This is a genomic window from Klebsiella sp. CN_Kp100 (assembly GCF_040065315.1).
Classification (GTDB): Bacteria; Pseudomonadota; Gammaproteobacteria; order Enterobacterales; family Enterobacteriaceae; genus Klebsiella; species Klebsiella oxytoca.
Genome location: NZ_JBEAIJ010000001.1, coordinates 339,996 through 366,603 on the forward strand (window position 1 = coordinate 339,996; position 26,608 = coordinate 366,603).

Genomic DNA, 26,608 nt, shown 5'->3' on the forward strand with positions numbered 1-26,608 from the left:
AGAGGAACCTGATGATGAAAACGCGTTTATCGCTTTTAGCACTGTTTGTATTCGGTATCAGTATGCCCGCGTTGGCCGAGGCTGATATTCCGCTACAGCCGCAGCACTATAACCGGGATCATCAGGGGGAAGATGGCGGTAACGTCATATTCAACGGTTCCGTCTATGCCTCACCTTGCGTGCTGGCGCCGCAGAGCCGTCTGCAGATAATTGAGATGGGTGAAATTAGCGCCCGTCGTTTTCATCAGGCAGGCGACCGCAGCCAGCCGGTGCTGGTTCGCGTCGAGCTCAGGGATTGTCTGAAGGGCGCATCGCAGGCGCGGGACAGCATCGCATCAAGAACGACGGGCAATAGCAAGCACCTCTACACCACCGGCGAGCAGGCGGTACAGCTGACCTTTATCGGCGAGTCCGATGAGCACAATCGCCAGCTGCTGCGCCTGACCGGCAGTATTTCTGGCGCCGGTATTCGCCTGCTGGATATCAAAGAGCGGGCGCTGGATATTAACCAAACGCAGCCGCCGTTTATTGTGAAAACCGGCGACAGCAGCCTGACGTTTATTGCCGTGCTGGAGTCGACCGCGCGTAACGTGACTGCGGGTAATTTTAGCGGACTGCTGCGTTTAAAAATGGAGTATCTGTGATGGCGACAATGCTTATCGGGCGGAAATCTTGCGTCACTATTTTACTCTGCGGCGGTTTATATTCCCTGAACGTCGGTGCGGCGGTTGAAGGGGAAATTACCCCGGTCGGCGGGCCTAAAATGTATAATATTGACGTGGCCAATCAGGATATTACCAATAATAGCCCCGGAGCAACCATTCCTTATGTCTTTTCCCTGGGTGGACAATATTCTGGGGTTGCCAGCTGTACGATTCCGATGGAAAATCAGGCTATATATTACTCGGCTACCGCATCAATACTGCAGCAGGGAAGTACACCAGGGTATTTAAAACTCAATGATTATATGGATGTAAAAATAGAGATTTATATCCGCGGTGAACGGATGGATTATTTTGCCGTTCCTTTTAATAATGAAACGAATGGAGCGTATCAGAACAAATGCGTTCCGCCAACCACCCAGTTTAATAACTTTGAGTCCGGCGCCCAGGGGCGGGTAACGTTTATGATTACCAAGCCGATTGTCAACGGCGTGAACCTGCTGGGTACAGAAATCGCAAAGCTTTATGGACGTCTGGGGAATTACAGCGCAGGGATGGGCACTACGCCGATGTCGATTATCTCAATTAATTCCGGGGTGATTACCGTCCCGGATAAATGTGTTGTCAATTCGGGTTCACCGATCACCGTTGATTTCAATACTATCCCCAGCGCGGGTTCCCTGCTTAATGGCAACAACTACAGCCAGTCTGTGCCAATCCAGGTGAAATGCGAAGGGGGAAGCTTTGCAACCGGTAATCTGAATATTCGCCTGGGGATCCAGCAGGCCAATACCGCCAGCTTTAATAGCGATTATTTAGGTACGACTGGCGCCGTCGATCGCTCAAATCTTGGCATTATCCTCAAGGATTCAGGCGGCAATTTAGTTGCCGCGAATAGGTTTTATGACGTCCCGGGTTTTACCAATAACCAGGGAACCTGGAATCTGACGGCCGCGCCGATTGCGAATGCCGGGACCAACGTTCTCGAAGGGGATTTCCAGGCATCGGCCACCGTGGTCGCTGAGTTTCAGTAAGGGGACAGCATGCGTCAATTTATCGCATCAATGGTACTCATAGGTTCGCTATCGGCGGCCACCCCGGCACAGGCTATCGGGGAGCTGATCGGCGGCGATTTAAACTTCAAGGGAACCGTCGTTGCCCATGGTTGCAGTATCGTTCCCTCGTCAAAAAATATCGCCGTAGATTTTGGCGAAATTTCCACTCGTACGCTCTATGCGGAGAGAAAATCCCAACCTAAAGCTTTTGTGATTGAGCTTAAGGATTGCAGTACTGATGTGTTTAATTCCGTTACCGTAACCTTTAGCGGAACGGAAAATGCCAATATGAGCGACCGTCTGGCGATAACGCCGATAGCGCCTAACTCCGCCAGCGGTATTGGCATTGGTTTTGAAGAGAATGATGGTACGGCGATTTCACTAAATACGCCAACGACCGCGGTTGCCATTTCCAATGCCACCATGCAGTTAAATTTTAAAGCTTTTGTGGAAGGGGAACCGGATGCCTTGAGTAACAAAACTTTGCAAACCGGGGCCTTCCAGGCAACTGCGAATTACACCATAAATTACCAGTAGATTAGATCAAGGATGATTAACTATGAGCCGTCATTTCTTTCTCTACGATAAAAACATCTTTTTCGCGGAAGGCGTGCGTTCGGTGGTGGCCGATCTGGCCGCGCATGAAGACGACTGCGCTTTCTCCAGGCTTGACCAATTCTCACAATTGATCAACACCCTGCGTCAGCCAAAGCAAAAAGATGAACTGCGCTGGATCCTCTGCGATGTCGACAGTTTGCCGGATGAGCGTTTTAATGCGCTCTACACCATTAAAGAGTATTACTGCCGGGAAAATCAGCAGCTGGTAATTTTATTGGGAGAAAATAATATCTCTCTGTTTTTTGCGTTGCATTCTTTGCTGCCGGAAGCGAGTTGGCTATTAAAGAATGAATCGCTGGATAATTTTTTTAAATTTATCGAAAGCGCTGATGCCATGGTGGCGAAGAAAATTTTCTTCAGTCGATCCTTAATTAATTATACTCGACAGAAATGGCTCGCCAGGGATTTTAACAACAGCATCTCCAGCGATGACTGGTGGTTAATGGAAGAAATATTCAAAGGGAAAACGCTGTCACAAATTTCCTCTGAGCAAAAAATTGATGTTCGTCGATTGAGCCGCTGTAAACGCGGGCTGATGAAAAAATTAAACGTAAAAAATAACGTGGAACTGTTTAATATTTTCAAATGCATCGTGGCTACCCCCTGCGTTTAATAACGTACCAGCGATGACATCGCAAGAATTACTGGCAGGTATTTAAGCCAGTAGGTAAGTGTAAGAAAATACATTTCAATATAAATAGTTAAGGATCTAACAAATGAAAAAATTAAGCATGATTGAAGCATCAACAATCATTGGCGGGACCTGCAAGGAAACTTGCACCAGCTCTTACGAGACGGTGGTTGTTGGCGGTATCTCTACCTGTAAACAAGTGACTACCTGTACGGATAAGCACGGTAACTCAACCGTGACCTCCAAAGATGCGCCTGACGGTATGTGTGTTGTACCGAATAGCATCCGTCAGTAATTTCTGATGCGGTACATGGAGGGGGAACCCTCCATGTATTTCTCTGCCGTATTCGCGAGCCTGGTATCAAATGAAGATAAAACCTATTACCGCTGTTGGCTATACATTTCTGGTGGCGTTAATTTCGTCGCTAATTACCGTGCTGTGCTATCACATTTTTGTTTTTAATACGTTTTCGCTGGATAGCAGTCAGCCTTCGGCTCTGCGGGAAATTGACAGCGCCACCGTTGCCAGTAGCCCAATCAAGAATGAGAAAAGCATCATTGAAGTGATGTCCTACGGCTGTCACTACTGCGCGTCGAACGAAGAAGAGATTGAAAAATTCGCCGCCACGTTACCGGCGGATAGCGCCTTTGACGTTATCCATATTACGGCCGAAAGAAACGGCCTGGCCATTTATGCGCCGGTTTTCGCCACGCTGGAGGTGATGGGCCTTGAGCGCCAGATGCGCGATCGGGCTTTTAACGCCGTGCTGACCCGCGGTATTAATTTAGCGGATGATGACGCGCTTAATGGCTGGCTGAAAAAAAATGATATCGATGTCGAGAAATACCATCAGATACGCCAAAGTCAGGCCGTTGCCGAGCGCCTGGAATATATGGCGAAAATTACCGAACTCTACGACATTAACGCGACGCCGTTGTTTATTGTTAATAAAAAATACGTGGTTGCGAAGGATCGCCAGTTCCCTGAATTTGCCGACTATATGCGCCAGCTGTTAACGCAGGACAAGGAGTAAGCGTGACGCGTTTTCTCATCGTCTGGAGCGTTTTCAGCGTAAGAAAATGGTTCGCGCAGCTGAGCTGGCGCTACCGGCCTTTTACCGGCTATGGCCAAAAGGCGGTGCGCAGGATCATGCGTTTCACCCCCATGCCGCTGCTGTTGATAGCGGTTCGCGCGCTATGTCGGCTACGGTTATTGGGCCGACACTACCGCGGCCGTACCGCCGTGGCGACGCAAAACTACCGCTGCCTGACGGGCGCCGACGGGCGAATCGATGCCGCATGGATAGCCATGCGCCGTCAGTTGCTGGAAATGGGCGCGACCTGGGGACAGCATCCGGCTACGCTGGCCCAGATGCAGGCGTGCACGCGAGAGCTTGATGCTGTTGTCGCGCCTCTGGTGGCGCAAAAGACGCCGGTCGTCCTCGCGCCGCTGCACTGCGTTTCCGATATTTTAGCGGCGATGGTCGGGGCCGGCGTGACGCCGGGAAAAGCCAGCGTGGTGGTCTCCTCCAGCGCGGAAAGCTACACCGTCGCCAGCCGAAAAATGGGCGGCGTCGCGCTCTCTTACTGCTCAATCCACCAGGATAATACGTCGCTGGCCAGCGAGCTTATGGCGTTAATGACCCATGTATCGGAAGGGCGGGAAAATATGATTATTTTCCCCGACATTCCTGCCGATTACACCGTGCAGACCCATGAAGCGCAGTCCGGGAAAATAAGCTGCCGACTCTTTGGCCGCCCGGCGAAATTACATAGCGGCGTACAGCGATTTTCTCGCATCGTATCGGCGCAGGTGGTTTTTTATCACCTCTATTATCAGCAGGGGATAAAAATAAAGATCTATTCTCCGCTGAGACCAAAAGAGGTCGCGGCACAGCTACCGACGATGATTGAAAACACCCTGCGTGACTATCCGCAGGACTGGCTTTTGTGGCACAGCCATTCGCTCTATTTTATTAATCACTGATGCATCATCATGAAAAAGATTATCCCTGATATGGTTTTTCAGGAAGAGACCAATGAATGCGGCCTCTCCTGTATTGCGATGCTGGCGCAGACCCAGAATATTCCGTGCTCTCTCCCGGCATTGCGGGAAATTTTCCCCGCATCCGATCATGGGACATCGTTGAGCGATCTATCCGTTATCCTGCAACAGGTCGGCATTGCCACCGCGCCGGTGTTGTTTGACCACGATGAACTTCATGCGCTGCCGTTCCCGTCCATTCTGCACTATGGCGCCAGCCACTATGTCCTGCTCGCCTGGCGCAAAGGGGATTACGTTTGCGTGATGAATCCGGCGATTGGCCAGCAGTGGCTGCCTTTCTCGGCATTAAAAAAAGAGATTAGCGGCTATGCGCTGATCCTCGAAGAATCTCCCGGCGCGATCGCCAGTCCGGATCCGGTTATTGCCGGGGCGCAGCAGGAGATGCCGCGCGCGATGAGCCTGAAGGAGACCGCGGCGGTACCGGGTATCTATAAACTGATGCTATTAACCTTCCTGGTATCGCTAACGCTGTTTTTAATGCCGACGATGGTCAGTCGGGCGATAAACCAGGCCTTCTCAGACGTTCAGAATACGCAGTTTCCTTATTTATGGTTCATCCTCGCTTTTGTCATATCCACGCTGTTAGCGCTGGGGGTGAGGGTGATTAGCGAGCGCTTTATCCGCCGCTTTGTCCTCCTCAAGAGCGATATCGGTTTTTCCCGCTTGCTGAATAATCCGCTGCGTTTTTTTGAAAAACGCGCGCCGGGGGATGTTTTCAGCCGCTTTATTGCCTGGCAGGGAGGGATGCTGCAAAAAATCGAGCTGGATAACGGACTCCGCTCGGACTGGATAATCTGCGTTATCGCTATCGGCATTATGTTCTGGATCTCACCGGTGCTGGCGCTCATTTCCGCTGCGGGCATTGTCGTGATGGGGCTGATCAGCGTCTGGGCGATATTCCGCGACCGCTGGTATACGCAGCAGCTGCAGTTGAAAAGCGCGACGCTGAATGATTTTTTCATGGAAACCCTTCAGGGGGTGTTAACCATTAAAACTGCCGGACTGGAAACGCAGCGCAAAGCGCAGTTTGCCCGTTTGTCACACGACCTTTTCACCTGCCTTCAGCGGCAGAAAGTTTACCAGCAGGTAAAAGAAGGTCTGTATCAGCTCACCGGCAGCCTCGAGATGGTGGTCTTTATGCTGGTGGTGCTGCCGCTGGTGAGCGCAAAGCTTATCTCGCTGGGCGACTTTTTTGCCTATAGCTTTTTACGGCAGATTTTTACCTCTTACGTCACGCGGATATTCTATGCCGTGATCCGTAAATCGCAGCTGCACGTGATTGATACCCGCGCGCAGGGCCTGTTTACCCGTGAGGAACCTGCAACTCCTCAGTTATCTCCGCTGCGTGGGGAGGCGGTTCCACAGCTGGCGTTTGAGGCAGTGAGCTTTCATTACGCTCCGCAAAGCCCGGTGCTGAATGCCGTTGATCTCCGGCTGGAACCCGGCGATCGGGTGGCGATTGTCGGCGATTCCGGCGCCGGAAAAAGTACCCTGCTACGGCTGATGGCCGGGCTTTTTACCGCACAGCATGGGCGCATTCTGCTGGACGGTGAAGAGGCGACCGCCCGCCAGCTGGCCTCGCAGGTATGGCTGCAGAGCCAGGAAGATATTTTGTTTAACGCCTCGGTGCTGCAAAACATCACCCTGTTTGACCCGTGGTACAGCGACAGCGATCGCGGGCGAGTGGAGGCGCTGGTCGATAAAATGGCGCTGGGGCCGGTCGTTCAGGCGCTGCCGGGAGGCATGGAGGCGCTGATCCGCGAGAGCCATTCGGCGCTCTCTTTAGGCCAGCGTCAGCGGCTGATGCTGGCGCGGGCGCTCTACAGCGCCCGGCCTATTTTGCTCTGCGATGAACCGACCGCCAATCTTGATGACGAAACCGCGGAAACGGTGATCGCCGCGCTGTGCCAGCACTGTCGTGAACAGGGCAAAACGCTGATCGTGGTAACCCACAGTGCGCCCATTCTGCATCACTTCACGCGGGTATATCGTCTGGATGAAGGCGAGCTGCGCGATATCGCACAGGGAGCACCGGGCCAATGAGGCGACAATTTTTACGCCGCCGTAAAGCGTGGCTACTTGCGCTGGTCGCGATCCTGGCCATTATCGCCGCCGTTTTTTATCAGCGCTCGCTTCCGGCCCAGGCCGAGTCGCTCTACACCGTTGCGCTCGATCGCGGGGATATCGAAAAAGTAGTGCTGGCGAGCGGGACTATTAAACCTGCCGTCCAGGTGAGCGTCGGCGCGCAGGTCAGCGGCCAGCTACGTAAGCTGTACGTGCGCCAGGGCGAGCGGGTACGTAAGGGGCAGCTGTTAGCCGAAATTGACCCGACGCTGCAGCTTTCCGATTTACGCAACGCCACCGCGCAGCTGGCCAGCGCCAGGGCGCAAAAGCTGGCTTCCGAGGCCACGCTGGTACAGTACCGCAAAGCGCTGGCGCGCGAGCAGGCGATGCAGCGCGATGGTTCGGGAGTGAGTAGCGATCTTGAGCAGGCGCAGGCGCAGTATAGCGCGCAGGTCCAGCAGATTGCGGTTAACGAAGCGCAGATCGTACAGGCGGAAATGAGCGTGCAGACCGCCAACGCCAACCTCGGCTACACCCGCATCCTTGCTCCTGTGGATGGTGAAGTGCTGGGCATCGTCACCCGTGAGGGGCAAACCATCGTCTCCTCACAAATCGCGCCGACGATTCTGGTGCTTGCCGACCTCGATAAAATGCAGGTGCAAACGCGCATTTCCGAAGCCGATATTCAGAAAATCCATCCCGGTCAGCCGCTGTGGTTTTACGTCATCGCCGATCCGCAGACGCGCTATGAAGGGGAGCTGGGCTACGTCCAGCCCGCGCCGCAGGAGGCGCTGGAGGAACAAAACGGCGGAGCTTCTGCCGGTAATCAGCAGAGCAGCGCCATTTACTATAACGGTACCTTCGAAGTCGATAACCACCAGCGCTTGCTGAAAACCTCAATGACCGCCCAGGTGTTTATCCGTATCGCGCAGGTAAAAGACGCGCTGCGCGTGCCGGTCGCCGCGCTGGGGCGTTCGCTCGGTGATGAGCGTTACATTGTGATGGTGCAAACGGCGAACGGTAGCGAGGAGCGCACCGTCCGTATCGGGATTAACGATCGTCAGTACGCGCAGGTGCTGGAAGGATTACGGCCCGATGAGCGGGTGGTGATCCCGCAGGACGCGGGGTCTGTGTGATGGCTGAGCCGCTGATCGTGCTGAACAATGTCACGCGTCATTTTACCGCCGGGACGCAGATTATTCCGGTACTAAAATCCGTCTCTCTGACCATTATGCCCGGCGAAATGGTGGCGATTATGGGCGCTTCCGGCTCGGGTAAATCGACGTTGATGAACATTATTGGTTGCCTGGATAAGCCCAGCAGCGGCGAGGTTTATATCAACGGGATCCCCACTCACCGGGCGGATAGCGCGGCGCTGGCCGAGCTGCGCAGCCGCTGGCTGGGGTTTATTTTTCAGCGCTACCACCTGATGCCTTATCTGACGGCGGAAGAGAATATCGCCATCCCCGCGCTCTATACCGCGATGCCCGCCGCTGAACGCCAGGCGCGCATTGCGCTACTGGCTGAAAAGCTGGGCATTGATGCGCGGTTACAGCACAAACCCGCTCAGCTTTCCGGCGGCCAGCAGCAGCGGGTCAGCGTCTGCCGGGCGTTAATCAACGGCGCGCAGATTATTCTCGCCGATGAGCCCACCGGGGCGTTGGATAGCGTCAGCGGTCGGGCGCTGATGGATGTTCTGCACCAGCTGAACGCCGACGGGCACACGGTCATCATCGTGACTCACGATCGCGAGGTGGCGCGGCAGGCGCAGCGGATCGTCGAGATCAGCGACGGACAGGTGGTTGCCGACAGTACCCACGGCGTTCGTGATAATCGCGGCATTCAGCGCCTTCCCGCAGTACAGGATAATGGTCGGGCCTCGCTGTCGCGCAGTATCGGAGAGTCGGTGCGGATGGCCTGGCGTTCCTTACTGGGACATCGGATGCGCGCCTTTCTGTCGATGCTGGGGATAATAATCGGCATTTCGTCCGTGGTCTCCTCCATGGCGGTGGGGGAAGGCGCCCGGCAGAGCATCATGAACGAGATTGGTAAGCTCGGAAATACCACGCTTGAAATCCGCCCGGGTACCGGCTGGGGCAGCAAGCGTCCGGATATGGAGCGGGCGCTGTCGCTGGATGATATCGCCAGCCTCGGCAGGCAGCCCTGGGTTCTGGGGGTATCGCCGATTGTTTCCAGCATGACCACCGCGGTACGTCAGGGCTTTGATTCTTCGATAATTCTTTCCGGCGTTTCCGCAGACTACTTTTCGCTGCAGGGGATTCGTTTTATTCAGGGCAACGGTTTTACCCGCCGCGATGTCGAGGATCGCGAACCGGTGCTGGTACTGGATGAAACCAGCAGGGAGACGCTGTTTCCCGGCAATGAAGATCCGCTGGGTAAAATTGTGCAGATTGCCGGCGCGCCGTGGCGGGTAATCGGCATTGCCAGCAAGCCCGGGCCAAAGGTGGTCAGCGGGTTTATGTCGGCGTGGATCCCCTATAGTTCGCTATTGCAGCGGATTTCCGGCGATAAGCCGCTGGAGGCGCTGACGCTGCGCTTCCAGGAAACGCTGTCGCCGCAGGAAGCAGCGCGGCGCGTGGAAAGGCACCTTATCCGCGAGCACGGCAAAAAAGATTTCTTTGTCCAGACCGATGAGCAGCTCGCCAAAGCGCTGCAAAAAACCTCCGACTCCATGTCGCTACTGATCACCGCTATTGCCGCCATCTCGCTGCTGGTCGGCGGCGTGGGGGTGATGAATATCATGCTGGTTTCCGTTACCGAACGCACTCATGAGATTGGCATTCGGCTATCGGTCGGCGCCCGCCCTACTGACATCATGCACCAGTTTTTAATTGAGGCGGTGATGATCTGCGCGCTCGGCGGCTTAACGGGAGTGCTGGGCTCATGGGTCGCCGGTAACCTGTTTGCCCTGTTGACGCAGGAGTTTTCCATGGTCTTTACCTGGCTGCCGGTGGCGATGGCCTGCGGCTTTTCCGCCCTGATAGGCCTGACGTTCGGCTATTTCCCGGCGCGTCGTGCGGCGCGGCTAAACCCGACGGAGGCGCTGGCCCGCGAATGAGATCGCTGACTTTATTATCGTTAATTGTATTGCTGACGGGCTGTGGAAATTTGACCCGCAGCGATTATCAGCGGCCGCTGCTGTCGGTGCCGGAGGACTGGCAGCGAACGGAAGGGCAAAGCGCCGAGCTTGCGTCGGAGAAGGCGGGTCGCTGGTGGGACCGTTTCGGCGATGAACGTCTGTCGCGGGTGATGGGGCAGGTTCTGGAAAGCAATAACGATCTGGCCGCTGCCGCCTTAACCCTTCGGCAGGCGCGCATTTCCGCCGGGCTAGCCCGAACCAATATCTCTCCCGACGCGACGCTTAACGGCGCCGGCAGTAACTCAAAGCCGCTCAATAGCGGAGGTTCGCAGGAGAGCTACAGCGCCTCGTTATCCCTGAGCTATGAGCTGGATCTGTGGGGCAAGCTGGCGCGGGTTCGTGAACAGAGCGAGTGGGAGGCGATTGCCAGCGAACAGGACTATCGGGCGACGATCCTGTCGACGATTGATACTACCGCGCAGCTCTACTGGAATATCGCGCTGCTGAATCAGCAAATGGCTTATCAGGCCGCCAGCCTGGATATCGCCAGGCAGACGCTGGCGCAGATTGAGTCCTGGCAGCGGGCGGGGAAAGTAGGGCTGCTTGACGTTCTGCAGTCCCGGCAGACGGTCATCAGTCGCCAGAATCAGTTGCTAAGCCTGAAACAGCAGCGGGCGATCTCCCGCAACGCGCTGGCGCTGCTGCTCAACAGGCCCCCCGCGCAGCATAGCGATGAAGCACCGGCGCTTGACGTCCATCAGCGTGTCGCCATTGCCAGCGCCACGCCGCTGGCCGCGCTCGCCAGCCGGCCCGATCTGCAGGCGGCGGAGTCGCGGCTGCGCGCGGCGCTGGCGGGTTCCGATGCGGCACGGCTGAGCTTTTATCCCACGCTCTCGCTGCAGGGGACGCTGAGCGCCGGCAGCCAGATCTTTCACCAGTGGTTTAACGACCCGCTGCGTACCGTCGGAAGCAGCGTCGGCGCGCCCTTTATCCAGTGGAACACGGTACAGCTTACCGTGGAGCAGGCCAGCGTAAAGGTGCAGCAGGAGGCGGTGAACTTCCGCCGTACGGCCTACACCGCGCTGTCGGAGGTGGACGATGCGATGGAGAAGCGGCTTAACGCCGACGAGCAGCGCGAGCGCCTGCTGCAATCGCTGCAGCTGGGCCAGCGGCGCCTGACGCTCACCGAAAGCCGCTATCGGGCGGGCGCGGTGGACTACCAGACCCTGCTGAACGCACAGGACGCGCTGCTCGACGTACAGAACAGCCTGGCGCAGAACCAGTACGACTATCTTTATGCCACTTTGCAGCTTTGGCTGGCGCAGGGAGGCAATAACCCGCAACAGAGGATTTCCCAGAATGAGTCACAGTAAACCCCCTTATCGCGTGGTGATAACCGGCTATGGCGCGGTGACTCCCCTTGGCGATAGCGCTGCCGAAAGCTGGCAGGCGATCATGGATTATCGACGCGGTTACCGCTATGTGGATCTCTCCGCTAACGGCATCCACACCCATTTTATCGGTCAGGTAGAGAATGAACCCAGCCTCAAGGGGGTTCCCGCCGCTATTCGTCGGCGTCTGCCGCGTCACGCTCGCCTGGCGCTGGCCGCCGCGCGGGAGGCGGTGGCGATGGCCTTTGCTGGCGAACCACCCACTGATGCTTATGATCCGCTGAGGTGTGGCGCCATTATCGGCTCCGGCTGGGCAGGGCTGGATGAAAGCTATCTGGCGGTACCTGAGTTTGAGAAAACGGGCGTCTCTTCGCCCTTCAGCTGCTTCTTTTCGATGCCGAACGTGACCACCGCGGCCTGTAGTCAGCTGTGGAATCTGCGCGGTTATCAAAATACTCCGGTCGCCGCCTGCGCCACCGGCACTATCGCCATTGGCGAGGCCTATGATGCGATTCGCTTTGGCCGGGCCAGCATGATGCTCGCCGGGGCCGGGGAGTCGTTAAACAGCGTTTGCGCTATCTGGAATATCGATGTGCTTGGCGCGTTGAGCCGGGAAGCGTCATCGCCGGAGCGGGCCAGCTGCCCGTTCAGCCTGCAGCGCAGCGGGTTTGTCCTTTCTGAAGGCGGCGCGGTGCTGTGCCTGGAAGAGCGCGAAAGCGCCCTGGCGCGGGGCGCGACAATTCTCGCGGAGGTCACCGGTTATGCCAATTTCTCCGACGCGGTGGATTTTACCTCACCGGCCGAAGACTGCGTGGCCCGTGAACAGACTATCCGCTGGGCGCTGCGCGACGCGGGCCTGCAGCCTGCCGATCTCGATTATATCAACGCTCACGGCACCTCCACGCCGCTCAACGATATGAATGAAACGCAGTCGCTGAAAAAAGCGCTCGGCGACGAGGCGTACCGGATCCCGGTCTCCAGTACCAAAGCCTACTCCGGACATCTGATCGCCGCCGCGGGGAGCTTCGAGACCATTGTCTGCCTGCAGGCGATGGCGGCGGGGATCATGCCGGCGACGGCGCATCTGACGCAGCCCGATCCGCAGTGCGATCTCGACTATATCGCCGAAGGGCATCGTCAGGGAGAGATCCGTCGGGCGCTGAATCTGAGCTTTGGTTTCGGCGGCGCGAACGCCGCGCTGGTACTGGAGAAACACGCGTGACGCTGCTGCGCTACACCCTTGCCGATGCGCAGCAGTGGGCGGCGTTTTCCGGCGATGAAAACCCCATTCACTTCGACTACGCGGCAGCGCGCGCGATGGGGGCGGGGCAGCTGAGCGTCCACGGAATGCGCGCGCTGCTGGACGTGAAGCGCGATGCCCAGTCGCGGCTGTGCCGCCCGGAGGGATACGTAAAATGCCAGGTCCGTCTGCGCAGGCCGCTATGGTGCGATACCGACTGGCTGTTAACGCCCGGGACGGCGAAAAAGCGGATTCTCTCCGCCGCATCGGTTAGCCACCCGCAGAATGGCGAAATCTGTTTGTCATGCCAGATGAGCCTGGCGGCTGAGCCGGAATCGCTGGAGGGTAAGCAGCCCAGCAAACTGGCGTCCACGACGCTGCTCGAGCTGCAATCCCATTTCAACCGCGCCTGGCCCGACCTGGCGCAGTGGCAGTTCCTTGATGCGCTGCTGTTCCGTCAGCTGATTTGCGATGAGGCGCTGCTGCGCCAGGAGAATATTGCAGCCTTGCTCGGACCGGGGGAAACCTCGCTGCAGCAAATTTTTTCCCGCTACCCGGTGCTGCAAACCCATCAGGAAGTGGTTTTTGATGCTCATCTGGCAGGCAAAGGGACGCCGGTCCAACCCGACTCGCTGTCGCTCTGGCTGTTGCCTTCATTGGTGGTCGGCCAGGCTGAGCAGGGCGCGCTGGTGCGTATTGCAGCGGCGGCGCAGCTGGATGATCAGGTCATAACGAATGTGGTTACGCTAAAAGTTGGACCAATTACTAATTGATAATTAAGGATAATTTATGATTCCCTATGATGAAGTTCTGCAAAAAGTGTGTGAAATGATTTGTGACGCCAAGGACCTGGAGCCGGATGAGGTGGATGAGAATACGCCGCTGGTTCGCTTAAAGTTAGATAGTCTGGACTACGTCGAGCTGATGGTGCTGGCAAAACGTGAATTCAATATTACCCTGGAAGCGGACTGGTTTATTCAAAATCCGGGGATCACGCTGGGTGAACTGTGTCAGCACATCAGCAAAGAGTCAGGCAGCTGATATGGCGCAAAAATGGGTGCTGATTACCGGCGGCAGCCGGGGGATAGGCCGGGCGCTGGTCGCCGGCCTGGCGCAAAACGGGAACGTGGTGTTTACCGGGCGCAATGAAGCGGCGATTAACGCCACTCTGGCGGAGTGTGAAAATTCATCGTATCAGGTGCAAGGATACGCCTGCGACGGCAACGACGAGTCGCGGGTTGGAGAACTTGCTCAGGCGCTGCTGGCCGAGCAGGGCGCACCGGAGGCAATTATTCACAATGCCGGAATGGCTCGCGATGGCCTGCATATTCACCAGAACGCCGCGCTATGGCGCGAGGTGCTGGACACCAACGTTATCTCAATGATGAACTGGAACCGGGTTCTGCTGCCGGCGATGTTGATGCAGCGGCGCGGCTCCATCGTGATGATGTCGTCGGTCAGCGCCTTCAAGGGTAACGTCGGGCAGACGGCGTATGCGGCGAGTAAAGCGGCGATGAGCGGCATTGCGCGTTCGCTGGCGCTGGAGGTCGGGCGCTTCGGCATTCGGGTAAACTGCCTGGCGCCGGGCCTGATCCGCACGGAGATGCTGGAAGAGATACCCGCGCAAAAATTGAAAGAGATGCGCCAGTCGATACCTCTGCGCAGGTTGGGCGAAACGGATGATGTACTGAAGGCCGTGGCGTTTTTAATCGGCGAGGGGAGTGAATATATGACCGGACAAACTCTGATTCTGGACGGCGGATTAAGCGCCTGAGGACGTTCAGGCGGGGTGGCTCTTTACGCGGAGCTGGTGAGTTGCTCAACGCGATTCACCAGCTCTTTTATTTCTCCCGCAGTTGCGCGATAGATCTGAATAATTTGTGAAGCGTGCTGCGCGATAGGCGACAGCATAAACGAGGGAATTTCATTTCCCGGGTTATTTTTAATTAACTGGGCCAGCGATTTTTCTTCCCCCTTCGGCCCGTTCAGGGCATGGACCAGCAGTCGACTAACCGTAATGAGCAGGGCTTCCGTTTGTAGCGATTCAGCGTGCCATTTAGAGGACGCATTACGATTTTGCATGGCTATCCATTCAGTAATATCATCAATTCCTTCAATACTATAGAGAGAGGCTTCTGCTCTGCCTGGCGAAGCGGATCGCGCTGGCGGCGGGCTATGATCCAGGCAGGAGATATTATGCAGCAATCCGCCAATCTCAACTTTTAGCGTTTGCGTTGCGCTCATTTCCATGGTGGTCGCCAGATAGCCGGCAATATGGCCGACGGCCGCGGAGTGCCACGGCGTCTGCTGGCTGAACTGATCGACAATAAAAGAGACCAGTTCAGCAATATCGCGGAGGTTATGTAAAGAGATGGTATCGTTATGCACGCCTGGAATCGCTTTGATGTAATCGCGATAGTCGGTGGAGGCCATGACTGACCAGAAATGTTCATCGGCGGAAAGCGTTCTGAACGCCTGGACGTACTCTTGTTTATAGAGAATATTCGCCCCGGCGGTGACGATGTCGACCAGCTTTTTGCTTAAAAATGCGATATGACCGGTACGGTGCTGGCAATAAAGTACATCCAGCCGGTCGGCGAAGAACAGCAGGTGACTCTCTTCGGGGACCAGTTCTCCTTCAATATAATGTCCAAGACCGTTGCGCCAGTGGGTGTGATGATAGCGAACAATCCTGTTAAGAGGACGAAACAACGGGATGCGGCTGAGCAATTCGCTGCCGATAAGCGCGTGGTTGTTATGCTCGTTATCGATGTAATTTAGCGGCTCAAGACGTGATTTTTCATTTAACCCACCGACATCGTGAATTAACGCCGCCAGAATGGTTTTACGCCGCTGGGCCGGAGAGAACGCCACTAAATTAGCCAGATGTGATGCGATAAACGCCGTTCTGACATGATGCAGGTTCAGCCGGGGGTTAATCATATCAATGATATTGGCGATGCTGGCTAATGTCGGAAGTAAATGTATCGTCATGATATCGTTTTAATTAAAATTAATGAGATGAATCTCAATCAATGATGGTTTGCTGACGGCGACAACCATATTGTGGAAACTTTTGGGTGCCTAACAAAATAGTATCATCATTGACGTGATTTATATAGATGATTTTATCATTAGTTTGGCTTCCAAAGAGATTTTTTTGCGCAATATCTTCTGGCGTATTATCAGCATGGTGGCGAATGACTTGCGAATCTTTTATATAAAAAAGATGGCTGGGATCGATTTTTCTTTTTAAAGTGATGGCGATGGTGCGTGAGACAATATATTTATCGCCATTGCTGGTGAGTAAACCCTCCAGATTGATTAAAAGATGGTTTTTGAAAAGTTCTGCGGATAGCAACCCTTGGGAACGAAGAATGTTCTCATTTATATTCTCCGTCAAATCGTAGCGTGATTCACAGGAAAATGAGTCCTCAGAACTGAAGTTTAGGTACAGGGTTGAAAATAGTATCAGCGCGAAAGAACAGGCGGAAAATATCAAGGCATATTTACGCATTTTTTATTTCCTTATAGTAATAACTATGGCATTGCTGGTCTTTAATGTCGCACTCAAGCATGAAGATATCCATGTAAATACCTAATCCCTGTTCCTGATTCATTTGTCGGTTAAAGAAGTAGATTTTCTTTGGCGTGGAACAGTCCAGCCCCGAGGTAAAGAGCTTTTTATTCCTGAGGATTTCTGCCACCGGGATAGCTTCGGAACCATAAATAGTGCATTTATCCTGAGTGAAAATGAACTTAGCTGTTTGTTTTTTATAGATAAAAAAATAAGAGAGCAGCATCGCGACCGCTGCGAACGCGATCAGTAACATCGCCGCTTTGCAATGTTGTTGCAGCAAATTACGCTCAGGCAGCTGTGGAGAAAGGGTTGGCAGTGTGATAGAGGAAGAGTAATCATTGTCGGTAGTGATAATGACATCCTCAGAAATTTTAAAGCCAATTCGCGGTACCGTAATAATCACATTCTTTTCAATACCCAGATCCGCAAGGCTGCGACGCAGCGTTGAGATGTACTGATTAAGATTACTATTAGATGGCCTCGCGCCATATTTTTCAAACACCGTCTGGAAAATATCAACCCGCGAAATAATATCCCCCCGGTATTGCAACAGACTAGTAAGAAGGCGAGTCGAAGTGGCGGAGAGTTCAATACAATCGCCGGTCAAGAGATTGACCAGAGAGGCCTCCTCAGTATCAAATGTAATAAATCCCTCTATATCGAACCGCATTTTTATCTCCACACGGAATTAAAAATTCACTCTTTATATCAGGTTTTTTATCATAAAAAAAAGTGAATTTCAGATAAATGTACTGTTTAAGTTGAAATTTAAAGTTAATGTTGCCGTTTTTATGGGGTCATCCCATACTCCCAAGCACTGAATGACAGAAGGAGCTGACTCATGAAGATTGCAATTTCACCCAGTACGCCAGATTCACATCATGGTTCGCTAACCGCAGTTGAGAGTTTAAGAACATTGATGACCACAATGGGCATCAATAAATTCTCCGGGGTGAACGTACCAGAGCAGGAGTATATTCTTTATGTATTGAAAGAACATGAGCCTGAGGGGTTACTTACTCGTGAGTTAGCGGACAGGTGCGAAATGTCAATATATAAGGTCAGACATTTACTACTGCCGTTAGAGAAGTATGGTCAGGTGATCAGAATAAAGGTTAACAAACATCATAAGTGGTATTTTTATAATAAACATATTGACTAAAGGTCATACTAACAAGAGGCTGTGATGTTTGCAATAAATATAGAAATCTTAGGCGTTTTTTGTTTTTTTTAAGGTTTTTTGAGAATCGATATCTCGCAAATAATAGAGAAAGTTCTTAATGCTGATATCTTTTTCTTACTCGTAACAAGTCATTTCGCTATTCAGAGGCTGATAAATTTTTATCAGCGATGATAGATAATTCTTAGAGGCTCATTTGAGCGAGGGACGATGATCGCTGGAGGGCTTTTTTTGTTGATGAAATGACACGCTTGTTTCTGATATGTTAAATTGGCGGCCGGGTTGTCAGATGAGTATAACGACAGAGCGCAATGAGCTAAGGATGCCGGTAGCAAAGGTAGAAAAATGAAAATCCCGACCCTGGCTCTTCTTTATGTACTTCGGTTGAGTGGCGCCCTCATTCCTGTTTTGGCGCTTGCTGATAAAATATCTATTTTTCCAGGAAGGGATGTTGATCATAGAAAACAAAATAATGTGATCCAGTTCAATAATATTTATCTGAGTATAGTGGTTGGTTGCTGCTTATATTGAGGAGCGAGGCTTATCACTAGATTAAGCGCAGGGAGTCGCTGATGTCCAATATACTGGACTCACTTTGTTGTATATGACCGATACGTGAATTAACTGCGCCAACGTGCAGAGCAATTAGGGTGTTATTTGATATGAAATAATAAAATGGCTGCGTCAGTCACGTTACTGTAGGGCTAAATATTATGGTTATCAAACACTCGAATTGAGGGAGCACAAATGGCTTACAGAATGATTTTAAACGAAACCTCTTATTTTGGCCCAGGTTCGATTCGTTGTATCGTAGATGAAGTTAAAAAACGCGGCTTCAAAAAAGCGCTGGTGGTCACGGATAAGGATCTTATTCGTTTTGATGTAGCAACCAGGGTGTTCGCTATCCTCGACGGCGCCGGATTGCCCTACAGCGTCTTTGATGAAGTGGTCCCGAATCCCACGATTGAGGTTGTGCAGCAGGGCGTAGAGGCGTTTAAACAGTCAGGCGCCGACTACCTGATCGCGATCGGCGGCGGCTCGCCGCAGGATACCTGTAAGGCAATAGGCATTATCATTAATAACCCCGAATTTGCCGACGTTCGCAGTCTCGAAGGCGGGGCGGATACGAAAAACGCCGCCGTACCGATGATTGCCATCCCAACGACCGCCGGTACCGCGGCGGAAGTCACCATCAACTACGTAATAACCGACGTACAGAATCGCCGCAAGTTTGTTTGCTACGACCCGCATGATATCCCGGTGGTAGCGATCATCGACGCCGAAATGATGAGCAGCATGCCTGCCAGCCTGAAGGCGGCCACCGGCGTTGATGCCCTGACCCACGCCATTGAAGGCTATATCACTAAAGGCGCATGGGAATTAACCGACATGCTGCATCTGAAGGCCATCGAGGTGATTGGCCGCTCGCTGCGCGCTTCCGTACAGGGCGACGCGCAGGGCGCGGAAGGGATGGCGCTGGGGCAATATATTGCCGGGATGGGTTTCTCCAACGTCGGTCTGGGGCTGGTTCATGGTATGGCTCATCCGCTGGGCGCTTTTTACGGCACGCCGCACGGCGTGGCTAATGCGGTGCTGCTGCCGCATATTATGGCTTATAACGCCGAATTTACCGGCGAGAAGTATCGAGACATCGCGGTTGCGCTTGGTAACAAGTCGGCGGCAACCCTGCCGATTGCCGAAGCGCGTGCCGCGGCAATTGAGGCGGTGGCGCAGCTGAATCGCGACGTCAATATTCCGGCGCGCCTGCGCGACGTGGGAATGAAAGAAGAAGATATTGATGCTCTGGCCGCCGCGGCCCTGGCGGACGTGTGTACCGGCGGCAACCCGCGCGATACCAATCTGGAAGAGATTAAAGCGCTCTATCGGCAGATCTTCTAATTTGCCAATCACAACGAAGCCGGTAAAGGTATCGGCTTCGTTGTTTATCAAGGAACGTTTTCACAGGACGGGCAGAGCGTTAGCCTACGCCCGGCACAATCATTTCCTCAGCTCACGGCGCCAGATACACCTGCGGAACGGCCGCATCGGGATGTTTGCCCGTGCTGACCTCCGCGCCGTACCAGCGGCTGATAATCGGCTGCTGGATCACCTCCTGCGGCGTGCCCTGAGCCACCAGTTTCCCCTGATGCAGCAGCAGAATCCGATCGGCCCATAGCGCTGCGAGGTTCAGATCGTGCAGTACCACGCAGACGTGCAGGCGGCGGCTGCGGGTCAGGCGTTTGAGCAGGCGCAGCAGGTGCTGCTGGTAATAGAGATCCAGAGCCGAAGTGGGTTCATCAAGGAACAGCCAGCCCTCGGGGGCGCCGTCGCGCCAAAGCTGCGCCAGGCAGCGGGCCAGCTGCACCCGCTGCTGCTCGCCGCCGGAGAGGGTAGGGTAGCGTCTTCCGGCCAGATGATCGCACCCGGTCTCTTTCATTACCTGGCAGATCATCTCCTGGTTTATCGCGCCGCCCCACGGCGAGCGCCCCATAGCGATAATCGTTTCTATCGGCCAGTCTGCGTGCAACTGGGTGCGTTGCAGCATCACCGCCCGGCGGCGCGAAAGCGTTTCTGCCGACCAGCTCTCCAGCGGTCGGCCTTCCACCACCCGTTCGCCCTCGTCGGGCGTTAAATAACCGGTCAACAGGCGCAGCAGGGTCGATTTACCGGCGCCGTTGGGGCCAATCAATGCCGTCATCTCGCCGCCGCAAAGCTGGAGCGAAACATCATGAATAATCTGCCGGTTACTCAGACGCAGCGAAAGCGAACGCGCGCTATAGCGGTTATCCATGAGCCCCTTTCTCCCGACGAAAAATCAGCCACAGAAACCACGGCGCGCCAAGTACGCTGGTCAACAGCCCGACCGGCATCTCCGCAGGAGCGGCAACGGTGCGCGCCAGCGTGTCGGCCAGCAGCAGCAACATTGCGCCGCACAGTAGCGAACCGGGGACCAGGCCGCGGTGGTCCGGCCCCAGCCACATCCTCATCAAATGCGGCACCACCAGTCCGATAAAACCGATAATGCCGCTGATGGCCACCGCCGACGCCACCAGCAATGCGCTGCACAGCAGCAGCAGCCGCTGCAGGGCGCGAACGTTGACGCCGAGATAGTGCGCCTCTTCATCGCCCAGCTGCAGCAGGTTGAGCCGCGAAGCCATCGCCCACACCACCAGCGAGGCCGGGATCATCAGCGTGGCGGCCACCAGCAGCGTCGACCATTCCGCTTGCCCGAGGCTGCCCATCCCCCAGAGGGAAAGCTGGCGCAGCTGGGTATCATTGCTGATCCACGAAAGTACCCCGACCAGCGCGCCGCACAGGGCATTAATGGCGATGCCGACCAGCAGCAGGCGCGAAAGTGAGGCGTCGCCCGCCCGGCTGAGAATAAAAATTACCACCATCACCGCCATGCTGCCGATAAACGCCGCCAGCATCGGGGCGTACAGCGCCACGAGCGCCGGCACCGACAGGGGCAGTACCAGCCAGCAGGCGACCGCCAGCGCCGCGCCGCTACTAATGCCTAGCAGCCCGGGGTCGGCGAGAGGGTTGCGAAACAGCCCCTGCATCACGCAGCCGGAAAGCGCCAGCGCGGCGCCGACCAGCAGCGCCAGCAGCACTCGCGGCAAACGAATGGTCAGCCAGATATTCCTCAGGATCTCATCGCCGGAGGGCAACAGGCTGGCTAATGGCAGGCGCATTGCGCCCAGGGTCGTGGCGAGCAACGTCAGGAAAATCAGCAGCAGCGTCATTAACCCCAGATGACGGGCAGGGTGGGTGCGCATCAGGGCAGATGCTCCGCTTTTTGCCGTAACGCGAGCACCGCCTGCGGGGTACGCGGGCCAAAGCCGAGCAGGGCCATATCATCTATCACCAGCACCTGCTTATTGCGCCCCGCTGGCGTCTGCGCCAGTCCCGGCAGTTTCCAGAGCCCGGCTTCGCCGCCCATGCCTTTCAGCCCATCGGCGGAGATCACCACCAGGTCCGGTTTACTGGCGATAACGCCCTCCTGCGACATGCTGCGATAATGGTCGAAGCTCTGCATGGCATTCTCTAACCCGGCCGCCCTGATTGCCCCATCCGCTGCGGTTTGTTTCCCGGCCACCATGGTATTCATGCCGCCGTGGCTGAGGATAAACAGCACCCGCTTGTTTACAGGCTGGGAAGGAATTTGCGCGATCTGCTGAAGAAGCTTGTGGCGCAGAGCTTTTCCTTCGCTCTGCTTACCGAGGGCGTCGGCAATCACGTCAATTTTTGCTTCGATTGCCGGAAGGTCGTAGCCGCCCGGCACGTTGACGACCTTAACCTTATTCTCTGCCACCTTTTTCAGCACCAGCGAGGGCTGCGCCTGGGCGCTGGCCAGCACCAGCGTCGGGCGCAGGGAGAGGATCCCCTCGGCATTCAGCTGGCGGATATAACCCACATCCGGCAGGCTCTGCGCGGCGGCAGGCCAGGTGCTGGTGCTGTCTTTCGCCACCAGCTGCCGCTGGGCGTTGAGGGCGTAAACCACCTCCGTGACGTCGCCGCCGAGTGACACAATGCGCTCGGCGGCGGCGCTGGCCAACAGCGGGAGCGCCGCAAGCAATATCAGCCAGCGCTTCATGCGATGAGTCCTTCGGTAGTCAAACGATCGACCTGCGCACGCCACTGCGTCTGCTCCGGATGGCCTTCGCTGCGTTGACCGAACAGCTGTGCGATCTGCGTGCCGTCTTTGGCGAACAGCTCGACGCTGGTGACGTGGCCGTCAGAGGTCGGTTTGCGGGTCACCCAGATTTCATCCACGCTCTCCTCGCGCAGATGCAGGGTAAAAGCGGTGTTGAAGATATTCAGCCAGCCGCGCATCGGAGCGACTTTTTCCAGCGCGCCGGTGAAGATCTGCACGCAGCCGCGGTTGCCGACAAAAATCATGATCTCGTTGCCGTCCTGGCGGATGGTTTCCAGCAGGCCCGGCAGCGTCTGGTTGTCAATGCGGCAGGCGAGGTCGTCGCTGACCAGGCGGAAAGCCTGCTGGCGCGACAGGTTATATTTTCTCAGCAGGCCGAAGAACTGGTGGACGTCGGTCATGGCGCGCCATTCGTTTTCCAGCGCCTCGCCGTCGGCGGAGTCGGCAAATTTCAGCGGATCGGCCGGGCGAATCGCCAGCGGGGCAGGCGATTGCTGCGTCTGCGCGACAATCAGCGCATCCCAGGCCGCCATGTCGGTATTTTCAGTGGTGTAAACCTTGAGCAGCGCGTCGCCGTGCGGATCAAAGAACTGGATGCTCTGGCGGCCGTTGTCGTTCAGACGAAAAGCGCTGGCCCACTGGCTCAGAAACAGGCGCAGGTCGAGGGCGCGCGGATTGAGCACCAGTCCGGCGTGGCCGCTTAAATGCTGATGGGTAAATTCGCCGACCTGTTCATGCACCGCGTATTCGTTGCGACAGATGCATTTGGTTTCCCCCACGGCTTCCAGTGCCGTCAGGATGGCGCGGGCGTCGTTCTGCAGACGTACGGCGTCGTAGCCCAGGCGGGCTTCGGTTAGCTCCGCTTCGCTAATCCCCATTTCGGCGGCGATATCGCGGGCGTATTTCGCGGAAGATTGCGCTTTCGTGGTCAGGTAGCGTTGCCACAGCGGGGCATGTTGCGGTTGGGTGTTTTGCATAATTCACATCCTTCTCTACGATGAGTTTCCCCGGCGCGCGGCCGGGGAGCAGGTTTCTTATTATTGGCCGGTCAGAAATCGACGTTCACGCCCAACTGCCAGGTACGGCCAGGCATCACCGCCAGCGCTCTGTCGTTGGCGTCCTGATTCGTCGCCGTTTCGATATTGCGGCTGCTCAGATAATCCCAGTATTTACGATCGGTAATGTTGTAAACGCCGCCGTTCAGGCGCACGTTCTTCGCGACCTGCCAGTACGCGGTCCAGTCCAGCATGCCGTAGCCCGGAACGCGCATATATTCGTTGGTCGAATCGGTAATGGCGGAACCGGTGTTGGTATAGCTTTCACGGTTGGTGGCGGTGGCGCGCTTGCCCTTAACAAAGGTGGCGGTCAGCGCGGTGCCGTACACTTTTGCCGGATCGTCCCACGCCACGCCGACGATAGCCTTCATTGGCGCGACGCTATCGAGGTCAACGTACTTGTCGCCGCTGTAGCTGGATTTCGATTGCCCCTCGCTATAACCGTAAGCGAGAGTGGCGCTCAGGCCGTTAACCTCTTCAAACCAGGTGCCAAAGTTGAATTTAGCGCTGATTTCGCCGCCGTAGATATAGGCTTTATCGCGGTTTTCCGCCTGGTAAATGGTGTAGATGTTCGACGGAACGCTGGCGAACTGCAGCGGATTATTGGCGCGGGTGTAGCGGGTATAGGCGATAAAGTTCTTATAGGTGTTGTAGAACAGCGCGGTGCGCATGGTGATGCCTTCCGTCACTTCGCCTTTCATCCCCCACTCAACGTTATCGCTGGTTTCGGTTTTCAAATCGGTGTTGCCGATCAGCGCATACTGGGCGCGTCCGGCGTAGCTGGAGCCGAGGTTCCAGGAACCGTACAGCTGGCTGGCGTTAGGGAACTGCGCGCCGCGCTGATACTGCAGATAAGTCATCAGGCGCGGAGTGATATCGTACTGCAAGACCAGCGACGGCAGCGCCTGGGTATCAGCGTTCTTACCGTACAGATTTGACACGTCGGAACCGGTCAGTACGCTGCTGTTGTTGGCCAAATCGGAGACGTTTTCCGGTTTGGTCGACTGATGCATCACACGAATGCCCGGGATCACCGCAAAGTTATGGCCGTCGAGATCGAAGTTAATTTTGTCCTGCAGGAAGCCGGCGACGATATAGCCGCGGCTATCGGCGTCCGGCTGCATAATCTGGCTATAAGCGCTCGGGGTTGGCGACTGGGTTAACGGCCGCTGGGTTTTCGTCGTGCTGGCGTTAAAACCGGCACTCAGATCGTGGCGGCCTATCGATTTCGCCAGCGCGCTCTGAATACCCCAGGTGTCGGTGTCATAGTCGGAGCTCACCGTTTGCATCGCGCGGGTGATGCTGTCGGGCATATAGGTCCAGTCGTGGGCCTCGGTATGCTGGTAGTAGACTTTAGTCGATACGCTGTCGATATAATCATTCATCGGCGTCCAGTCATCTTTCAGGCTCAGGCCCCAGCGACGGGTCTGACTAGTCTGGTTTGACGTGCCGATAACGCTGTTGCCGCTGGAGTCCCAGGCGTCGTAATGGGTGTGGTTCGTTTTATGGTAATAATCGAAGGTGCTGGTGAACTTATGCTCGTCATTCGGCTGCCAGATCCCGGAGGCCATAAAGGCGTCCGAGTGCCAGTTTGCCGGATAGGAATCAACGGTCCCGCTGTTATTTTCCGTCTCCTGACCGTCGCGACGGCTGTAGACGAAGACCCCGCGCAGGGTTTCATCGCCGCCGGCTATGGTCACGCCGTTGTGCCAGCTGCGATCGGATGAGTCGTAGCCGCTGCGGTAGCCGAAGGCGCTGGTTTTGCCCGGATGCAGATAGTCATCCGCAGATTTCGGACGGAAAGAGACGTTGCCGCCGATGGCGCTGTTGGCGGTTTCTGTTGATGTCGCCCCGGACTGAATATCAATGCTGCCGTACATATAGGGGTCAATATAGTCGCGACCCATACCGAAGGTATTGAGGCCCGCGCGGCTGGCGTAGCTGCGTCCGGTGGCGTTCGGCTGGGCAATGCCGTCGACGTCGATCCCGACGCGGTTGCTCTCCATGCCGCGAATATTGTAGCCGGTATAGCCGCCGCGGTCGAAGCCGCTTTTGCCGTTGCCGGAACCGCCGCTGGCGCCGGTGGCGCTAATCAGCGGCTCGTAGCGCATGATCGAGCCAAAGTCGTTGGCCCCTTTATCCTGCAGCTCCTGAGCGCTGATTGAATGTTCGCTGCCCGCTTTTAGCAACGGCGCCGGCGCGGTAACGGTCATCCGTTCCGAGCTGTCATCAGTCGATGCGCTGCTGGTGGTTTTCGCGGTGGTATCAGCCGCCCCGGCGGAAGTCTGATAAATTGCTGTAAGCAAAGAAGTCACCAGCAGGCTTTTCTTGAACCATGCTGTTGATTGAGTGGAGTTATACATAGTAGCCACGCCTTAATCATTATTAGTATTGGCCCACGCGTTACTTCCAGAGTGCAGGTGTGTCCCGTTATTCCGTTACTGGACGTTTTTTCTCCATGCTTGTTGATTGCGAATGGTAATGATAGGTATTATCGTTTGCAACAAAATAATCATGTATTCTTCAATTAATCTGCAAGTTGTTTACAATTTGCCCTTTTACCGACAGCGAGAAGCCGATGAGCCACAAAGCCGCGATTACCATCACCTACTGTTCGCAGTGCAACTGGATGCTGCGCGCCAGCTGGATGGCCCAGGAGCTGCTGCACAGCTTTAGCACCGACATCGCTTCGGTCACGCTGGTGCCGGGGACCGGCGGGATCTTCGTGGTCGCCGTTGATGATGTGCAAATCTGGGAGCGCAAGCAGGACGGAGGTTTCCCCGATGCGGCGGAGCTCAAGCGCCGGGTACGCGATGTATGCTTCCCGGAAAAACCGCTGGGGCACCTGGACAAGCCGGCATAATCCTCAGGGAGTATGGGGCTGCATCGCCCTCTCTGAATGTGTATTATAAATACATCTTTTTCGGGAGGAACAGGCGATGGCGGGCAAACGTATTGCGCGGGAAAAAAAGACCATTAGCAGCATGATCGCGCTCTACCAGCGCCGCTGCCCGGAGGCCCGTGACGATACCGAACACTATCAGGCGCTCAACGCCTATGCCGACAAGCGGCTGGATAGGTGCGTATTTGGCGAAGAAAAGCCGGCCTGCAAGCAGTGCCCGGTGCACTGCTATCAGCCCGCGAAACGCGAAGAGATGAAGCAGATTATGCGCTGGGCGGGGCCGAGGATGCTCTGGCGGCATCCGATCCTGACGATTCGCCACCTGATCGATGATAAACGCCCGGTGCCGGAGTTACCGGAAAAGTATCGACCCAAAAAGCCGCAATAAACTCCCCGGCTTGCGCTGCG

28 protein-coding genes are annotated in these 26,608 nt (G+C 55.5%); 20 read left to right on the top strand and 8 right to left on the bottom strand.

The genetic code is table 11. The annotated features are described in order from the left end of the window. The first annotated feature begins 14 nt into the window (after nt 1–14). The 15 genes from ABLV12_RS01615 (at nt 15) to ABLV12_RS01685 (ending at nt 14,600) form a co-directional block, all read left to right on the top strand. Entirely contained in the window at nt 15–644 is a 630-nt protein-coding gene (locus tag ABLV12_RS01615; RefSeq protein ID WP_004104936.1) for a fimbrial protein, read from the top strand. Next, on the top strand, nt 644–1,696 hold the full coding sequence (locus ABLV12_RS01620) for a fimbrial protein (protein ID WP_004114806.1): 1,053 nt from the start codon (nt 644–646) through the stop codon (nt 1,694–1,696). The genes ABLV12_RS01615 and ABLV12_RS01620 overlap by 1 nt, the downstream gene beginning before the upstream one ends. A gap of 9 nt (nt 1,697–1,705) precedes the next feature. Then, nucleotides 1,706–2,254 carry a fimbrial protein gene (locus tag ABLV12_RS01625; protein ID WP_004114804.1) on the top strand — a complete coding sequence of 183 codons (549 nt, stop codon included), beginning with the start codon at nt 1,706–1,708 and terminating at the stop codon, nt 2,252–2,254. A gap of 22 nt (nt 2,255–2,276) precedes the next feature. Then, nucleotides 2,277–2,948 carry a hypothetical protein gene (locus tag ABLV12_RS01630; protein ID WP_004104924.1) on the top strand — a complete coding sequence of 224 codons (672 nt, stop codon included), beginning with the start codon at nt 2,277–2,279 and terminating at the stop codon, nt 2,946–2,948. A 103-nt stretch (nt 2,949–3,051) separates the two neighbouring features. Then, complete coding sequence (locus ABLV12_RS01635) at nt 3,052–3,261, top strand: DUF4762 family protein (protein ID WP_004104922.1); 210 nt, start codon at nt 3,052–3,054, stop codon at nt 3,259–3,261. Nucleotides 3,262–3,331: 70 nt separating this feature from the next. After that, nucleotides 3,332–4,000, top strand: coding sequence for a DsbA family protein (locus ABLV12_RS01640; protein ID WP_004104920.1), 669 nt, complete (start codon nt 3,332–3,334; stop codon nt 3,998–4,000). Between the two features lie 2 nt (nt 4,001–4,002). Continuing rightward, on the top strand, nt 4,003–4,953 hold the full coding sequence (locus ABLV12_RS01645) for a hypothetical protein (protein ID WP_064356453.1): 951 nt from the start codon (nt 4,003–4,005) through the stop codon (nt 4,951–4,953). Between the two features lie 9 nt (nt 4,954–4,962). After that, nucleotides 4,963–7,074 carry an ATP-binding cassette domain-containing protein gene (locus tag ABLV12_RS01650; RefSeq protein WP_024274621.1) on the top strand — a complete coding sequence of 704 codons (2,112 nt, stop codon included), beginning with the start codon at nt 4,963–4,965 and terminating at the stop codon, nt 7,072–7,074. Further along, nucleotides 7,071–8,231, top strand: a complete 1,161-nt coding sequence (locus ABLV12_RS01655) for an efflux RND transporter periplasmic adaptor subunit (RefSeq protein ID WP_004104907.1) — start codon at nt 7,071–7,073, stop codon at nt 8,229–8,231. The genes ABLV12_RS01650 and ABLV12_RS01655 overlap by 4 nt, the downstream gene beginning before the upstream one ends. Then, complete coding sequence (locus tag ABLV12_RS01660) at nt 8,231–10,174, top strand: ABC transporter permease (protein ID WP_064397892.1); 1,944 nt, start codon at nt 8,231–8,233, stop codon at nt 10,172–10,174. Before ABLV12_RS01655 ends, ABLV12_RS01660 begins: the two co-directional genes overlap by 1 nt. After that, a complete protein-coding gene (locus ABLV12_RS01665) occupies nt 10,171–11,568 on the top strand; it encodes a TolC family protein (protein WP_004114794.1) in 1,398 nt (465 codons plus the stop codon). Before ABLV12_RS01660 ends, ABLV12_RS01665 begins: the two co-directional genes overlap by 4 nt. Further along, a complete protein-coding gene (locus ABLV12_RS01670; RefSeq protein ID WP_049591648.1) occupies nt 11,555–12,808 on the top strand; it encodes a beta-ketoacyl-[acyl-carrier-protein] synthase family protein in 1,254 nt (417 codons plus the stop codon). Before ABLV12_RS01665 ends, ABLV12_RS01670 begins: the two co-directional genes overlap by 14 nt. Then, on the top strand, nt 12,805–13,599 hold the full coding sequence (locus tag ABLV12_RS01675) for a MaoC/PaaZ C-terminal domain-containing protein (RefSeq protein ID WP_064397894.1): 795 nt from the start codon (nt 12,805–12,807) through the stop codon (nt 13,597–13,599). The genes ABLV12_RS01670 and ABLV12_RS01675 overlap by 4 nt, the downstream gene beginning before the upstream one ends. A gap of 16 nt (nt 13,600–13,615) precedes the next feature. Continuing rightward, nucleotides 13,616–13,867 carry an acyl carrier protein gene (locus tag ABLV12_RS01680; protein WP_004104899.1) on the top strand — a complete coding sequence of 84 codons (252 nt, stop codon included), beginning with the start codon at nt 13,616–13,618 and terminating at the stop codon, nt 13,865–13,867. A gap of 1 nt (nt 13,868) precedes the next feature. Then, the gene (locus tag ABLV12_RS01685) at nt 13,869–14,600 is read left to right on the top strand and encodes an SDR family NAD(P)-dependent oxidoreductase (RefSeq protein WP_064397896.1); all 732 of its coding nucleotides are present in this window, start codon (nt 13,869–13,871) and stop codon (nt 14,598–14,600) included. A gap of 23 nt (nt 14,601–14,623) precedes the next feature. On the opposite strand, the gene ABLV12_RS01690 is transcribed toward ABLV12_RS01685, so the two are convergent. Genes ABLV12_RS01690 through ABLV12_RS01700 form a run of 3 tightly spaced genes read right to left on the bottom strand, consistent with a single transcriptional unit; the run spans nt 14,624 to nt 17,076 of the window. After that, entirely contained in the window at nt 14,624–15,820 is a 1,197-nt protein-coding gene (locus ABLV12_RS01690) for an HD domain-containing protein (protein ID WP_064397900.1), read from the bottom strand. Between the two features lie 34 nt (nt 15,821–15,854). Continuing rightward, a complete protein-coding gene (locus ABLV12_RS01695) occupies nt 15,855–16,343 on the bottom strand; it encodes a hypothetical protein (protein WP_064397902.1) in 489 nt (162 codons plus the stop codon). Beyond that, nucleotides 16,336–17,076: a winged helix-turn-helix domain-containing protein gene (locus tag ABLV12_RS01700; RefSeq protein ID WP_064397904.1), complete on the bottom strand. Its 741-nt coding sequence runs from the start codon at nt 17,074–17,076 to the stop codon at nt 16,336–16,338. Before ABLV12_RS01700 ends, ABLV12_RS01695 begins: the two co-directional genes overlap by 8 nt. A 171-nt stretch (nt 17,077–17,247) precedes the next feature. Between ABLV12_RS01700 and ABLV12_RS01705 the strand changes: the two genes are divergently transcribed. The 3 genes from ABLV12_RS01705 to fucO all read left to right on the top strand — a co-directional run bounded on the left by ABLV12_RS01705 (nt 17,248) and on the right by fucO (nt 19,485). Beyond that, on the top strand, nt 17,248–17,568 hold the full coding sequence (locus tag ABLV12_RS01705; RefSeq protein WP_004104889.1) for a FaeA/PapI family transcriptional regulator: 321 nt from the start codon (nt 17,248–17,250) through the stop codon (nt 17,566–17,568). A 363-nt stretch (nt 17,569–17,931) separates the two neighbouring features. Then, nucleotides 17,932–18,117, top strand: coding sequence for a hypothetical protein (locus ABLV12_RS01710; RefSeq protein ID WP_335269679.1), 186 nt, complete (start codon nt 17,932–17,934; stop codon nt 18,115–18,117). Nucleotides 18,118–18,333: 216 nt separating this feature from the next. Then, on the top strand, nt 18,334–19,485 hold the full coding sequence (gene fucO, locus ABLV12_RS01715) for a lactaldehyde reductase (RefSeq protein ID WP_004104888.1): 1,152 nt from the start codon (nt 18,334–18,336) through the stop codon (nt 19,483–19,485). A 112-nt stretch (nt 19,486–19,597) separates the two neighbouring features. On the opposite strand, the gene ABLV12_RS01720 is transcribed toward fucO, so the two are convergent. The 5 genes from ABLV12_RS01720 to ABLV12_RS01740 all read right to left on the bottom strand — a co-directional run bounded on the left by ABLV12_RS01720 (nt 19,598) and on the right by ABLV12_RS01740 (nt 25,661). After that, nucleotides 19,598–20,377 (bottom strand): heme ABC transporter ATP-binding protein, encoded by a 780-nt coding sequence (locus ABLV12_RS01720; protein WP_023321507.1) that lies wholly within the window; start codon nt 20,375–20,377, stop codon nt 19,598–19,600. Continuing rightward, a complete protein-coding gene (locus ABLV12_RS01725) occupies nt 20,370–21,365 on the bottom strand; it encodes an iron ABC transporter permease (RefSeq protein WP_064397909.1) in 996 nt (331 codons plus the stop codon). The genes ABLV12_RS01720 and ABLV12_RS01725 overlap by 8 nt, the downstream gene beginning before the upstream one ends. Then, complete coding sequence (locus ABLV12_RS01730; protein WP_004114781.1) at nt 21,365–22,183, bottom strand: hemin ABC transporter substrate-binding protein; 819 nt, start codon at nt 22,181–22,183, stop codon at nt 21,365–21,367. The genes ABLV12_RS01725 and ABLV12_RS01730 overlap by 1 nt, the downstream gene beginning before the upstream one ends. Beyond that, the gene (locus tag ABLV12_RS01735; RefSeq protein ID WP_004104883.1) at nt 22,180–23,220 is read right to left on the bottom strand and encodes a hemin-degrading factor; all 1,041 of its coding nucleotides are present in this window, start codon (nt 23,218–23,220) and stop codon (nt 22,180–22,182) included. Before ABLV12_RS01735 ends, ABLV12_RS01730 begins: the two co-directional genes overlap by 4 nt. Before the next feature lie 71 nt (nt 23,221–23,291). Then, nucleotides 23,292–25,661 carry a TonB-dependent receptor gene (locus ABLV12_RS01740; protein ID WP_064370244.1) on the bottom strand — a complete coding sequence of 790 codons (2,370 nt, stop codon included), beginning with the start codon at nt 25,659–25,661 and terminating at the stop codon, nt 23,292–23,294. A 215-nt stretch (nt 25,662–25,876) separates the two neighbouring features. Between ABLV12_RS01740 and ABLV12_RS01745 the strand changes: the two genes are divergently transcribed. Beyond that, entirely contained in the window at nt 25,877–26,161 is a 285-nt protein-coding gene (locus ABLV12_RS01745; protein WP_004104881.1) for a SelT/SelW/SelH family protein, read from the top strand. Between the two features lie 76 nt (nt 26,162–26,237). Beyond that, nucleotides 26,238–26,588: a nitrous oxide-stimulated promoter family protein gene (locus ABLV12_RS01750; RefSeq protein ID WP_004104880.1), complete on the top strand. Its 351-nt coding sequence runs from the start codon at nt 26,238–26,240 to the stop codon at nt 26,586–26,588. Nucleotides 26,589–26,608: the final 20 nt, after the last annotated feature.